We start from the raw sequence: 12,645 nt of genomic DNA on the forward strand, positions 1-12,645 counted from the left end.
CGCGACGTCTCGAAGAGGTTCGGGCAGGTGGTCGCCCTGCGTGCAGGCAGCCTGACCGTCACCACCGGGTCCATCCACGCGCTGGTCGGCGAGAACGGCGCAGGCAAGTCGACGATGGTCAAGATCATCGCGGGCCTCTATCGGCCGGACTCCGGATCGTACGAGCTGTTCGGCGAGCCGGTCGACTTCCGGACCACCGCCGACGCCAAGGACGCCGGCATCGCGGTGATCTACCAGGAGCCGACGCTGTTCCCCGACCTCAGCGTCACCGAGAACATCTTCATGGGGCGCCAGCCGCGGTCGCGGTTCGGCAGCATCGACCGCAAGGCCATGGACACCGAGGCGCGCGCGTTGTTCGCCCGTCTCGGCGTCGCCATCGACCCGGAGCGCCCCGCTGACGGCCTGTCCATCGCGGACCAGCAGATCATCGAGATCGCGAAGGCCATCTCCCTCGACGCCCGCGTCCTCATCATGGACGAGCCGACCGCCGCACTGAGCGGCATCGAGGTCGACCGCCTGATGACGATCGCCCGCGCGCTGCGCGACGAGGGCCGCGCACTGGTCTTCATCTCCCACCGCTTCGACGAGGTCTTCAGCCTCTGCGACACGATCACCGTGATGCGCGACGGCTCGTACGTCTCGACCGACGCGGTCGCCGACGTCACCGTCGACGACATCGTGCGCCGACTCGTCGGGCGCGACGTCGAGGACCTCTATCCCAAGCAGGACGCGCAGATCGGCGACGTCGTCGTCGAGATCGAGGGCCTCACCCGTGCCGGTGTGTTCCACGACGTCGACCTCCAGGTCCGGCGGGGCGAGATCGTCGGGCTCGCTGGTCTCGTCGGCGCCGGCCGGAGCGAGATCATGCAGGCGGCGTTCGGGGTCGACCCGTACGACTCGGGCACGGTCAGGGTGGCCGGCAAGGCCGTCCCTGCCGGGGACCCCGCGGCCGCCATCCGCCTCGGGCTCGCCCTGGTCCCGGAGGACCGGCGCAAGCACGGCCTCGTCCTCGACGCCTCGATCGCCCGCAACATCACCATGGCGATCCGCCGTCGCCTCTCGCGCGCCGGCATCCTGTCGTCCGGAGCCGAGAACGCGACAGCCCGTGACTGGGCCTCGCGCCTGGAGGTCAAGGCGGCGACGCTCGACGCTCTCGCCGGCACCCTCAGCGGCGGCAACCAGCAGAAGGTCGTGCTCGCCAAGTGGCTCAGCACCGCACCCGACGTGCTGATCGTCGACGAGCCGACCCGCGGCATCGACGTCGGCACCAAGGCCGAGGTGCACCGGCTCCTGTCTGCCCTCGCCGGCGAGGGCATGGGCATCGTCATGATCTCGTCGGAGCTGCCCGAGGTGCTCGGGATGGCCGACCGGGTCGTCGTCGTGCACGAGGGCCGGATCACGGCCGAGCTGAGCCGTGAGCAGGCGACCCCCGAGGCCGTGATGTTCGCGGCGACCAACACCGAGGGAGCCTCCGCATGAGCACCGCAGCCACGACCGCGACGACGCCGGCGCCCCCGCCGCCCCCGAGCGTCGGCGCCCGGGTCCGCAAGGTCCTCCAGGCGCGCGAGACCGGCATCGTCCTGGCCTTCCTCGTGGTCCTGGCCGTGACCACCGCGATCAACCCGTCGTTCCTCTTCAGCAAGGACGGCTGGCGCGACCTCTTCCTGACGCCGTCGATCCTCGTGGTGCTCGCCGTCGGCCAGGCGATCGTCATCATCACCCGCAACGTGGACCTGTCGGTCGGGTCGATCCTCGGTCTGGTCGCCTACGCGACCGGCCGGCTCTTCGTCGACACAGGGCTGCCGATCATCGTCGTGCTGCTGCTCGCGATCCTGCTCGGCGTCGTGCTCGGCCTGATCAACGGCGCACTCGTCGCGTTCGCCAAGGTGCCGGCGCTGGTGATCACGCTCGGCACGCTCTACGTCTATCGCGGCATCATGATGTCGTGGGCCGGCTCCGACCGGATCAACGCCTCCGACATCCCGCGCGACCTGCTCACGTTCGGTACGTCGTCGGTGCTCGGCATCCCGACGCTCGCGTGGATCTCGTTCGCCGTGCTCGGGGTCGCCATCGTCTTGATGCGCAGCTCGCGCGCCGGGCGCGAGATGTACGCCCTCGGCTCCGACCCCGAGGCCGCCACGCTCTACGGGCTGCCCAAGACCAAGCGCACCCTCGTCGCCTTCGCGGTCTCCGGCGGTCTGGCCGGGCTCGCGGCCGTCCTCTACGTCGCGCGCTACGGCACCATCAGCTCCGGCGCCGGGCTCGGCATCGAGTTCGAGGCGGTCGGCGCCGCCGTGATCGGTGGCGTCGCGATCTTCGGCGGCAGCGGCACCGTCCTCGGTGCGGCGGTCGGCGCGTACCTCCTCATGACGATCAACCGCGGTCTCCCGATCCTCGGCATCCAGGACTTCTGGCAGCGCGCGGTCGTCGGCCTGCTCATCATCGTCGCGATCGTGCTGGACAAGGTCCTCAAGGACCGACAGCACAAGAAGCTGCTGGCAGAGAGGGACGCCGAATGACCAGCCTGATCGACCCCTCCGACACCTCCACGCCCTCGCGCGGCCGGACCTACCGCGACCATCAGCGTCCGCTGTGGCAGCGGGTCCTGCTCAGCCGCGACGTCGCGGTCTGGGCCGCCCTGGTCGTCGTCTACCTGTACGCCTCGGCGACCGTGCCGTTCTTCGACCGGCCGATCACCATCACGTACCTCCTCCTCGACGTCGCCCCGATCCTCCTGATCGCGCTCCCGATGACGCTCGTGATCATCACCGGAGAGATCGACCTCTCGGTCGCCAGCACCGTGGCGCTCGCGAGCGTGTCGTTCGGCGTGCTCTACGACAAGGGCACGCCCGTCGTCCTCGCGGCGGTCGCCGCCCTGCTCGTCGGGGTCGTCTGCGGTGCGTTCAACGGCTTCCTCGTCACCGTGGTCGGGCTGCCGTCGCTGGCCGTCACGATCGGCACGCTCGCGCTCTACCGCGGGATCGCGGTGGGCCTGCTCGGCACCACCGCCGTCACCGACTTCCCCGAGGCGTGGACCGACTGGGCACGCGGCCGGATCGGCGAGTCAGACATCCCGTCGATCATGATCGTGTTCGCGGTGCTGGCCGTCCTCTTCATCGTCCTGCTCCACTTCACCGCCTTCGGCCGCGGCATCTTCGCGATCGGCCTCAACGAGGGCGCCGCCCGGTTCTCCGGGATCCGGGTCGAGCGCACCAAGCTGGTGCTGTTCATGCTGACCGGTGTCGTGTCGGCCATGGCAGGCATCTACTACACGCTGCGCTACGGCAGCGCCCGCGGCGACAACGCCAACGGCATGGAGCTCCAGGTCATCGCCGCCGTGCTGCTCGGCGGCGTCTCCATCTTCGGCGGACGTGGCGCACTCCCCGGCGTGATCGCCGGCGTGCTCCTCATCGGGGCGATCGGCAGCGCACTGCGCCTGGCCGACCAGACCGCCGACGTCATCAACATCGTCACCGGCCTGCTGCTGGTCGTCTCCGTCGTGGGCTCCAGCGTCCTCGGCTGGATCGGCAGCCGGCGACGTCGTGGCGCCCCCGAGCCCAACAGCACCACCCCCCAGGCCGACCCGGACGGGCCGGTCAGCAATCGAGAGAGAGAAGACCGATGACCACACAGACCACGAGGCGACGCGGCCTCGCGCGGTTCGTCCCGGCCGTCGCCGCCGTGCTGGGCATGAGCCTGGTGCTCGCCGCCTGCGGCGGGAGCGACGACGAGGGTAACGGCGGAGGCGGCGGCGACGACGTCTCGGTCACCTTCCTCCCCAAGAACCTCGGCAACCCCTACTTCGAGACGTCCTCCAAGGGCGGCAAGGCTGCCGTCGAGGAGTTCGAGGGCACCTTCAAGGAGGTCGGCCCGTCCGAGGCGACCCCCGACTCGCAGGTCAGCTACATCAACACGCTGACCCAGCAGGGCACCGGCGCCATCGCGATCTCGGCCAACGACCCCGAGGCCATCGGCGACGCGCTCCAGGAGGCGCGTGACGCCGGCACCAAGGTCGTCACCTTCGACTCCGACACCAAGCCGGAGTACCGCGACCTCTTCGTGAACCAGGCGGATGCGAAGGGCATCGCCTCCAAGCAGGTCGAGCTCATCGCCAAGGCCATCGGCGACCAGGGCAAGATCGCGATCCTCTCGGCGTCGGCGAACGCGACGAACCAGAACGAGTGGATCAAGCTCATGGAGGAGGATCTCAAGGCGAACCACCCGAAGATCCAGCTCGTCGAGACGGTCTACGGCGACGACGACGACCAGACGTCGTTCGACAAGACCGCCGCACTCCTGCAGAAGCACCCCGACCTCAAGGGCATCGTCTCGCCCACCACGGTCGGCATCGCCGCAGCGGCGCGCTACCTCTCGGACTCGCAGTACAAGGGCAAGGTCCAGCTCACCGGTCTGGGCACGCCCGACCAGATGCGCGAGTACGTCAAGAACGGCACGGTCGGCTCCTTCGCCCTCTGGAACCCCGAGGACCTCGGCTACCTGACCGCCTTCGCCGCCAAGGCGCTCGTCGACGGCGACATCAAGGGCGAAGAGGGTGACACGTTCGAGGCGGGCAAGCTCGGCGAGTACACCGTCGGCGCCGACGGTGTCGTGCTCCTCGGCGACCCGCTCGAGTTCAACAAGGACAACATCGACGACTTCCAGTTCTGAGACCTGACGTCTCGGACGAGTCGTACGCCCGAGCACAGCACCTCTGACCAGGAGGTCTGAGCTCGCCGGGCCACCCGCCCGGCACCACGACGTGGGTGACCGTGGCCCCCGCGGCCCCGGGGGGCCCGGGACCACAACCCAAACCAAACCGAGGAACGATGCGCCGCGTGTGCTTCCAGCTTCAGGTCCGGCAGGACCGGATCGACGAGTACCGCCGGCGCCACGCCGCGGTGTGGCCAGAGATGTTGGAGGCCCTGGACGCCGCCGGCTGGCACAACTACTCGCTGTTCCTCCGCCCCGACGGGCTCCTGATCGGCTACCTCGAGACCGAGTCGCTCGAGCGGGCCCGCGCCCAGATGGCGGCCACCGACGTCAACCGGCGGTGGCAGGCCGAGATGGCCGAGCTCTTCGAGGACCTCGACGGAGCACCTGACGAAGGCTTCCTCGAGCTGGAGGAGATCTTCCACCTCGAGGACCAGCTGGCTGCCCACCAGGCGACCGAGACTTCGACGGCACAGACGACCGCGCGCGAGACCCGTGCGCGAGGAGAGAGCAACTGACATGACGAACTTCGCCGACATCGCGTCGCGGCTCACCGAGCAGGAGATCGAGGTTCCCTCCTGGGCCTACGGCAACTCCGGCACGCGCTTCAAGGTCTTCGGCTCGCCCGGCACACCTCGTACGGTCGAGGAGAAGATCGCCGACGCGGCCGCGGTCCACCGCTTCACCGGCCTCGCCCCGCGCGTCGCGCTCCACATCCCGTGGGACCAGACCGACGACTACGCGGCGCTGCGCCGCTTCGCCGAGGACCAGGGCATCGGCCTGGGCACCATCAACAGCAACACGTTCCAGGACGACGACTACAAGCTCGGCGCCCTGACCCACACCGATCCGAAGATCCGCCAGAAGGCGATCGACCACCACTTCGAGTGCATCGACGTGATGGACGCGACCGGCTCGCGCGACCTCAAGATCTGGCTCGCCGAGGGCAGCAACTACCCCGGCCAGGCGGACATGCGCGGACGGCAGGACCGCCTCGCGGAGTCGCTCGCCACGATCTATGAGCGCCTGTCCGCCGACCAGCGTCTCGTGCTCGAGTACAAGTTCTTCGAGCCGTCCTTCTACCACACCGACGTGCCGGACTGGGGCACGGCGTACACGCAGGTCGCCGCCCTCGGGGACAACGCGGTCGTCTGCCTCGACACCGGCCACCACGCCCCCGGCACCAACATCGAGTTCATCGTCGCCCAGCTGCTGCGCCTCGGGAAGCTCGGCTCGTTCGACTTCAACTCGCGCTTCTACGCCGACGACGACCTCATCGTGGGCGCGGCGGACCCGTACCAGCTCTTCCGGATCCTGTTCGAGGTCGTCCGTGGCGGCGGGTACGGCAAGGACGGCGACGTCGCGTTCATGCTCGACCAGTGCCACAACATCGAGAAGAAGATCCCCGGGCAGATCCGCTCGGTGCTCAACGTGCAGGAGATGACCGCGCGTGCGCTGCTCGTCGACACCGCGGCGCTGACCGCGGCCCAGGCTGACGGTGACGTCCTCCTTGCCAACGAGATCTTCATGGACGCCTTCTACACCGACGTACGTACCGACCTCGCCGCATGGCGCGAGACGCAGGGCCTGCCGTCCAACCCGATGCAGGCCTACCTCGCCAGCGGCTACCAGGAACAGATCGAGGCCGATCGGGTCGGCGGGACCCAGGCCGGATGGAGCTGATGAGCACGATGTCCGACAACACCACGGCGAACGCCGCCAACGAGACCGCGAAGGCGCTCATCGAGCGCTCGAACCGCCTCGGCGCCGATCCGCGCAACACCAACTACGCCGGTGGCAACACGTCTGCCAAGGGCACCGACACCGACCCGGTCACCGGCGAGGCCGTCGAGCTCCTGTGGGTCAAGGGCTCGGGAGGCGACCTCGGCACGCTCAAGGAGTCCGGCCTCGCCGTCCTGCGCCTGGACCGCATGCGTGCGCTCGTCGACGTCTACCCGGGCGTCGAGCGCGAGGACGAGATGGTCGCGGCGTTCGACTACTGCCTCCACGGCAAGGGTGGTGCCGCTCCGTCGATCGACACCGCGATGCACGGGCTCGTCGACGCGGCGCACGTCGACCACCTGCACCCCGACTCCGGGATCGCGGTCGCGACCGCCGCCGACGGCGAGGAGCTGACCGGCAAGATCTTCGGCGACAAGGTCGTCTGGGTCCCGTGGCGTCGTCCCGGCTTCCAGCTCGGGCTCGACATCGCCGAGATCAAGGCCAAGAACCCGCAGGCGATCGGCTGCGTCCTCGGCGGGCACGGCATCACGGCGTGGGGCGACACCTCCGAGGAGGCCGAGCAGAACTCGCTGTGGATCATCCGCACCGCGGCGGCCTACATCGAGGAGCACAGCAAGCCCGAGCCGTTCGGCCCCGCCCTCGACGGGTACACCGCGCTGCCGGAGGACGAGCGGCGCGCCAAGGCTGCCGCGCTCGCGCCGACGATCCGCGGGATCGCGAGCCAGGACCGCCCGATGGTCGGCCACTTCACCGACTCCGACGTGGTGCTCGACTTCCTCTCGCACGCCGAGCACCCGCGGCTCGCCGAGCTCGGCACCTCGTGCCCCGACCACTTCCTCCGTACGAAGGTCAAGCCGCTCGTGCTCGACCTCCCCGCGGACGCGTCGGTCGAGGACTCGATCGCCCGCCTGAAGGAGCTCGCGGGGTCCTACCGCGAGGACTACCAGGCGTACTACGACCGGCACGCGACGTCGGACAGCCCCGCGATCCGTGGTGCCGATCCGCTCATCGTGCTGGTCCCGGGTGTCGGCATGTTCAGCTTCGGCAAGGACAAGCAGACCGCCCGCGTCGCCGGTGAGTTCTACGTCAACGCGATCAACGTGATGCGCGGCGCCGAGGGGCTCTCGACATACGCGCCGATCGACGAGTCGGAGAAGTTCCGCATCGAGTACTGGGCGCTGGAGGAGGCCAAGCTCCAGCGAATGCCGAAGCCCAAGCCGCTGGCCACCCGCGTCGCGCTCGTCACCGGCGCTGCGTCCGGCATCGGCAGGGCCACCGCGGAGAAGCTCGCCGCCGAGGGCGCCTGCGTCGTCATCGCCGACCTCGATCTGGAGAAGGCCCAGGAGGCTGCGGCCGAGCTCGGGAGCACCGACGTCGCGGTCGGCGTCCAGGTCGACGTCTCCGACGCCGACGCCGTCCAGGCAGCCGTGGACGCGGCGGTGCTCGCGTTCGGCGGTGTCGACCTCGTCGTCAACAACGCCGGCCTCTCGCTCTCGCGCTCGCTGCTGGAGACCACCGAGAAGGACTGGGACCTCCAGCACGACGTCATGGCCAAGGGGTCGTTCCTCGTCTCGAAGGCCACGGCGAAGGTGATGATCGAGCAGGAGATGGGCGGCGACGTCGTCTACATCTCCTCGAAGAACTCGATCTTCGCCGGCCCCAACAACGTGGCGTACGGCGCGGCGAAGGCCGACCAGGCGCACCAGGTCCGGTTGCTCGCGGCCGAGCTCGGCGCGTACGGCATCAAGGTCAACGGCGTGAACCCCGACGGTGTCGTCCAGGGCTCGGGCATCTTCGCCAGCGGCTGGGGCGCGAACCGCGCCGCGGTCTACGGCGTGGAGGAGAAGGACCTCGGCAAGTTCTACGCGCAGCGGACCATCCTCAAGCGCGAGGTGCTGCCGGCCAACATCGCCAACGCGGTGTTCGTCCTCTGCAGCGCCGAGCTGAGCCACACGACCGGGCTGCACATCCCCGTGGACGCCGGCGTCGCCGCCGCGTTCCTGCGCTGAGGCCGGTGCATGTCTGAGCCTGTCCACGTCGCTTCGGTCGACCTCGGCGCCACCAGCGGACGCGTGGTGGTGGCCGAGGTCGGCCCGGACGGTGCGCGGCTGGAGGTCGTGCACCGGTTCGCGAACGCACCGGTGCGGCTGCCCGACGGTCTGCACTGGGACGTCGTCGGGCTCTTCCGCGAGGTCGTCGACGGCCTGCGGCTCGCCGTACGCTCCACGCCCGGCCTCGCCGGCGTGGCGGTCGACAGCTGGGCGGTCGACTACGCCCTGCTGCGGGACGGGCGGATGGTCTCCACGCCGTTCCACTACCGCGACAGCCGCACCGCGGCCGCCGTGGAGTCCGTGCACGCGACTGTGGCGCCCGCTGCCCTCTATGCGCGCAACGGGCTGCAGCACCTGCCGTTCAACACGGTCTTCCAGCTCGTCGCCGACGGCACCCACCTGGAGCACGCCGACACGATGCTGATGGTGCCGGACCTCATCGGGCACTGGCTGAGCGGCCACGTCGGGACCGAGCTCACCAACGCCTCGACCACGGGCCTGCTCGACGTGACGACCGGCACCTGGGACACCGACCTCGCCAAGACGCTCGGCATCGCGCCGGACCTCCTGGCGCCGCTGGTCGCCCCCGGGACCACGCTCGGAGGGCTGCTGCCGCACGTCGCTGCGGAGCTCGGCGGGCACGACCTGACCGTCACCACCGTGGGCTCGCACGACACGGCCTCGGCGGTCGCCGGCACGGTGCTGGGGCCGGACGACGCGTACGTGTCGTGCGGCACCTGGGGGCTGGCCGGGCTCGAGCTCGAGCGACCTGTCCTCGACGACGCGGCACGGCAGGCAGGCTTCACGAACGAGGGGGGCGTCGACGGGCGCGTCCGGTTCCTCCACAACGTGATGGGTCTGTGGCTGCTGAGCGAGTCCGTACGCACGTGGGAGCGCGAGGACGGGCGACCGGTCGAGCTGGCGTCCCTGCTGGCTGCCGCCGCCGAGGTCGAGACACCGCTGCTCTTCGACGTCGACGACCCGCGCTTCCTCCCGCCGGGCGACGTCCCGGCGCGGATCCGCGCGTACGCCGCAGAGCACGGCCTGCGGCCGCCGACCGGTCGCCCGGAGACGACACGCGCGATCCTCGAGAGCCTCGCCGAGGCGTTCGCGACCACGCTCCGCCGCGCCGCGGAGCTCGCGGGTCGCCGGGTCCGCCGGATCCAGATCGTCGGTGGTGGCGCGCTCAACGGGCTGCTGTGCCAGCTCACCGCCGACCGATCAGGGCTCGAGGTGCTCGCCGGACCGGTGGAGGCCACCGCCCTCGGCAACGCGCTCGTGCAGGGCCGGACGCTCGGCGCCGTGTCCGGCGACCTGGACGCGCTCCGCGCTCTCGTCGGGAGCACGCTGGACCAGCAGCACTATCTTCCTCGCCCGCTCGGAAAGGTCTCCTGATGGATCGACGCGTACCCCACCCCCGCGATCTCGGACCGCTGCTGAAGTTCAAGAGGCCGGTCCTCAGCCCGCGCGAGCGTCGGCTCGCGTCGGCCCTCACGATCGACGATCTCCGTACGATCGCGAAGCGGCGGACCCCACGCCCGGCGTTCGACTACACCGACGGAGCCGCTGAGGAGGAGCTGTCGCTGGCCCGAGCGCGTCAGGCGTTCCAGGACGTGACGTTCCACCCTCGGATCCTCCGCGACGTCTCCAAGGTCGACACCTCGTGCCAGGTCCTCGGCGCCACGTCGGCGCTGCCGTTCGGGATCGCGCCGACCGGCTTCACCCGCATGATGCAGACCGAGGGCGAGTACGCCGGGGCGGGCGCGGCGGGAGCGGCCGGCATCCCGTTCGCGCTGTCGACGATGGGCACTGCCTCGATCGAGGACGTACGGGCAGCCAACCCGGCAGGGCGCAACTGGTTCCAGCTCTACATGTGGAAGGACCGCGAGCGGTCGATGGCGCTGGTCGAGCGCGCCGCCGCGGCGGGGTTCGAGGCGCTCGTCGTGACCGTCGACGTCCCGGTGGCCGGCGCGCGGCTGCGCGACACCCGCAACGGCATGACGATCCCGCCCACGCTCACGCCGCGGACAGTGGTCAACGCGATCCCGCGGCCGGCCTGGTGGATCAACTTCCTCACGACCGAGCCCCTGGCGTTCGCCTCGCTCGACCGCTGGTCGGGCACGGTCGCCGAGCTCCTCGACACGATGTTCGACCCGACGGTCGACTACGAGGACCTCGCGTGGATCAAGGAGCAGTGGCCGGGCAAGCTCGTCGTCAAGGGGGTGCAGAGCGTCGAGGACGCCTCGCGCCTCGCCGAGATGGGTGTCGACGCGATCGTGCTCTCCAACCACGGTGGCCGTCAGCTCGACCGAGCGCCCATCCCGTTCCACCTGCTGCCGGACGTCGCCCGCGAGGTCAAGGGCACGACCGAGATCCACCTCGACACCGGCATCATGTCCGGCGCCGACATCGTCGCGGCGCTCGCCCTGGGGGCCGACTTCACGCTCATCGGACGCGCCTACCTGTACGGGTTGATGGCCGGTGGACGGGCCGGTGTCGACCGCGCGATCGAGATCCTCTCCACCCAGCTCGAGCGCACCATGCGCCTGCTGGGAGTCAGCAGCGTCGACGAGCTGCAGCCGTCGCACGTCACCCAGCTCCTACGGCTGATCCCCAGGGGGTAAACACAACGTGCGGGGGGACGGGGGAACGGTGACACGGCACGGCCAGGGTCGGCTCGACCGTGACGACCTCGTCCTGCTCGCTCTCGTCGCGAAAGGGCTCACGGTCGAGGCGGTCGGCCGTCGCCTCCTCCTGTCGGAGCGGACCGTACGGCGCCGTCTGCGCACGGTGTGCTCGGCGCTCGAGGTCTCGACACCGAACGAGGCCGTCGTCTGGGCCGTACGCCACGACCTCATCTGACCCGACCACTCGCGGGTCACCCTTTGGGACTCGCGGGTCACTCCCTGGGACTCGCGGGTCACCCTCGACCGGGAGAGTGACCCGCGGGCCGAGGAGAGTGACCCGCGGGCCGAGGAGAGTGACCCGCGAGCGGGGTGCGGGGTGCCTACGAGACCGGGAGCGACCAGACGTCGGCGATCGACGGGTCGTAGTCGGCGCCGGTGTCCTGGAACCTCACGCGCACCGTGCCGTCTGCGGTGAGGTCGGGCCGGTCGACGAGCACCTGGTACGTCTGCGTGCCCTCGCCACCCTCCGTACGCCTCGCGTCGTGCGAGTGCACGACCACACCGTCCACGACGATGTCGTACGTCTTGCGGCGCGCCCCGTCGTACGTCTCGACGGCCCGCAGCACGAACGCCTTGCCCGCCGGCACGTCGAGGTCCATCTCGAACCAGCCACCCGGGTACGAGGAGTGCGTGTAGCGGCGGGTCAGTCCGGCTTCGACGTTCGTGCCGCTGTTCGGCGACGCGGTCAGGCCGTGCGCCTGCTCCGACGCGGAGAGGCCCACGTCGACGTGGTCGACGGCACCGGGCGGCGGCGTCGTCAACGTCACGCCGAGGGTCGCTGTCGCCTTCTGCGACTCCGTCGCTCCCGTCGAGGCGGTGAGTGTCAGCGGGCCTGCGACGACCGTCGTCGGAACCGTCACCGTCACCGGCACGTCCGCCGTGGCGCCGGCCGGCACCGTGTACGACGTCGGTGCCGGCGAGGTCACCCCGGGGCCTGACACCGTCAGCTCGCCCGAGGCCGGCCGCGTGCTGTGGTTGCGGACGACCGCCGTCACCGTCACCTCGTCGCCTGCGGTCGCGGCCTGCGGCGCCACGGCCGCGGAGTCGAGCGTGAGCGTGGGGGAGACGACGACGTCGGCGGAGACCGGGAGCGTGGCCCTGCCCCAGCTCTGGCGGTACGACACCGTGCCCGTCAGCGTCTCCGTACCGACCGGAGAGCCGTCAGGCACGACCACGTCGTACAGGTGGGTGACCGTCGTCCCGGCAGCGACCGTGGCCGGCCGCGCCCCGACCGGCTCCACTGTCCAGCCCGATGCCGAGCGCAGCGCGCTCGTCACGTTCGGCAGGGACTTCGTGCCGGTGTTCTGCAACGTCACCGCGACCCGTACGGTGTCGCCCGCCAGGTGGACCGGGCCCCGCGGCGCGGCCATGGCGACCCCCCCCACGATGACGCCCCACGCGGCCGAGAGATGCCCGTCGATGCGCGCGAGCGTCGCCGTCAGCGACGCGGCCGG

Annotated in this window: 11 protein-coding genes; 10 read left to right on the forward strand and 1 reads right to left on the reverse strand. The window is 70.5% G+C overall.

Annotated features, from left to right (window positions below):
- The 10 genes from PV363_RS06620 to PV363_RS06665 form a co-directional block, all read left to right on the forward strand.
- The coding region (locus tag PV363_RS06620; RefSeq protein WP_301021955.1) for a sugar ABC transporter ATP-binding protein at positions 1 to 1,479 on the forward strand (1,479 nt) is incomplete at its 5' end.
- Entirely contained in the window at positions 1,476 to 2,519 is a 1,044-nt protein-coding gene (locus tag PV363_RS06625) for an ABC transporter permease (protein WP_220342655.1), read from the forward strand. The genes PV363_RS06620 and PV363_RS06625, both read left to right, overlap by 4 nt.
- Positions 2,516 to 3,625, forward strand: coding sequence for an ABC transporter permease (locus PV363_RS06630; protein ID WP_220345610.1), 1,110 nt, complete (start codon positions 2,516 to 2,518; stop codon positions 3,623 to 3,625). Before PV363_RS06625 ends, PV363_RS06630 begins: the two co-directional genes overlap by 4 nt.
- On the forward strand, positions 3,622 to 4,668 hold the full coding sequence (gene rhaS / locus PV363_RS06635; protein ID WP_220342653.1) for a rhamnose ABC transporter substrate-binding protein: 1,047 nt from the start codon (positions 3,622 to 3,624) through the stop codon (positions 4,666 to 4,668). Before PV363_RS06630 ends, rhaS begins: the two co-directional genes overlap by 4 nt.
- A gap of 167 nt (positions 4,669 to 4,835) precedes the next feature.
- Entirely contained in the window at positions 4,836 to 5,228 is a 393-nt protein-coding gene (locus tag PV363_RS06640; RefSeq protein ID WP_301021956.1) for an L-rhamnose mutarotase, read from the forward strand.
- Between the two features lies 1 nt (position 5,229).
- Complete coding sequence (gene rhaI, locus PV363_RS06645) at positions 5,230 to 6,393, forward strand: L-rhamnose isomerase (protein WP_220342651.1); 1,164 nt, start codon at positions 5,230 to 5,232, stop codon at positions 6,391 to 6,393.
- Entirely contained in the window at positions 6,393 to 8,462 is a 2,070-nt protein-coding gene (locus PV363_RS06650; RefSeq protein WP_255559822.1) for a bifunctional aldolase/short-chain dehydrogenase, read from the forward strand. The genes rhaI and PV363_RS06650 overlap by 1 nt, the downstream gene beginning before the upstream one ends.
- A 9-nt stretch (positions 8,463 to 8,471) precedes the next feature.
- Positions 8,472 to 9,899: a rhamnulokinase family protein gene (locus PV363_RS06655; protein ID WP_301021957.1), complete on the forward strand. Its 1,428-nt coding sequence runs from the start codon at positions 8,472 to 8,474 to the stop codon at positions 9,897 to 9,899.
- Positions 9,899 to 11,128: an alpha-hydroxy acid oxidase gene (locus PV363_RS06660; protein ID WP_366525453.1), complete on the forward strand. Its 1,230-nt coding sequence runs from the start codon at positions 9,899 to 9,901 to the stop codon at positions 11,126 to 11,128. The genes PV363_RS06655 and PV363_RS06660 overlap by 1 nt, the downstream gene beginning before the upstream one ends.
- Before the next feature lie 28 nt (positions 11,129 to 11,156).
- Complete coding sequence (locus PV363_RS06665; protein ID WP_301021958.1) at positions 11,157 to 11,366, forward strand: LuxR C-terminal-related transcriptional regulator; 210 nt, start codon at positions 11,157 to 11,159, stop codon at positions 11,364 to 11,366.
- A 145-nt stretch (positions 11,367 to 11,511) separates the two neighbouring features.
- Here the strand turns inward: PV363_RS06665 and PV363_RS06670 are convergent.
- Positions 11,512 to 12,645 (reverse strand): NEW3 domain-containing protein (locus PV363_RS06670; RefSeq protein WP_301021959.1); only part of this gene is annotated, 1,134 nt, incomplete at its 5' end.

This window comes from Mumia sp., from assembly GCF_028803055.1.
Classification (GTDB): Bacteria; Actinomycetota; Actinomycetes; order Propionibacteriales; family Nocardioidaceae; genus Mumia.

Bases quoted from the DNA above. Each gene is read 5' to 3' on its own strand.
- PV363_RS06625 (WP_220342655.1), top strand. From the start codon at position 1,476: ATGAGCACCGCAGCCACGACCGCGACGACGCCGGCGCCCCCGCCGCCC.
- PV363_RS06630 (WP_220345610.1), top strand. From the start codon at position 2,516: ATGACCAGCCTGATCGACCCCTCCGACACCTCCACGCCCTCGCGCGGC.
- rhaS (WP_220342653.1), top strand. From the start codon at position 3,622: ATGACCACACAGACCACGAGGCGACGCGGCCTCGCGCGGTTCGTCCCG.
- rhaI (WP_220342651.1), top strand. From the start codon at position 5,230: ATGACGAACTTCGCCGACATCGCGTCGCGGCTCACCGAGCAGGAGATC.
- PV363_RS06650 (WP_255559822.1), top strand. From the start codon at position 6,393: ATGAGCACGATGTCCGACAACACCACGGCGAACGCCGCCAACGAGACC.
- PV363_RS06655 (WP_301021957.1), top strand. From the start codon at position 8,472: ATGTCTGAGCCTGTCCACGTCGCTTCGGTCGACCTCGGCGCCACCAGC.
- PV363_RS06660 (WP_366525453.1), top strand. From the start codon at position 9,899: ATGGATCGACGCGTACCCCACCCCCGCGATCTCGGACCGCTGCTGAAG.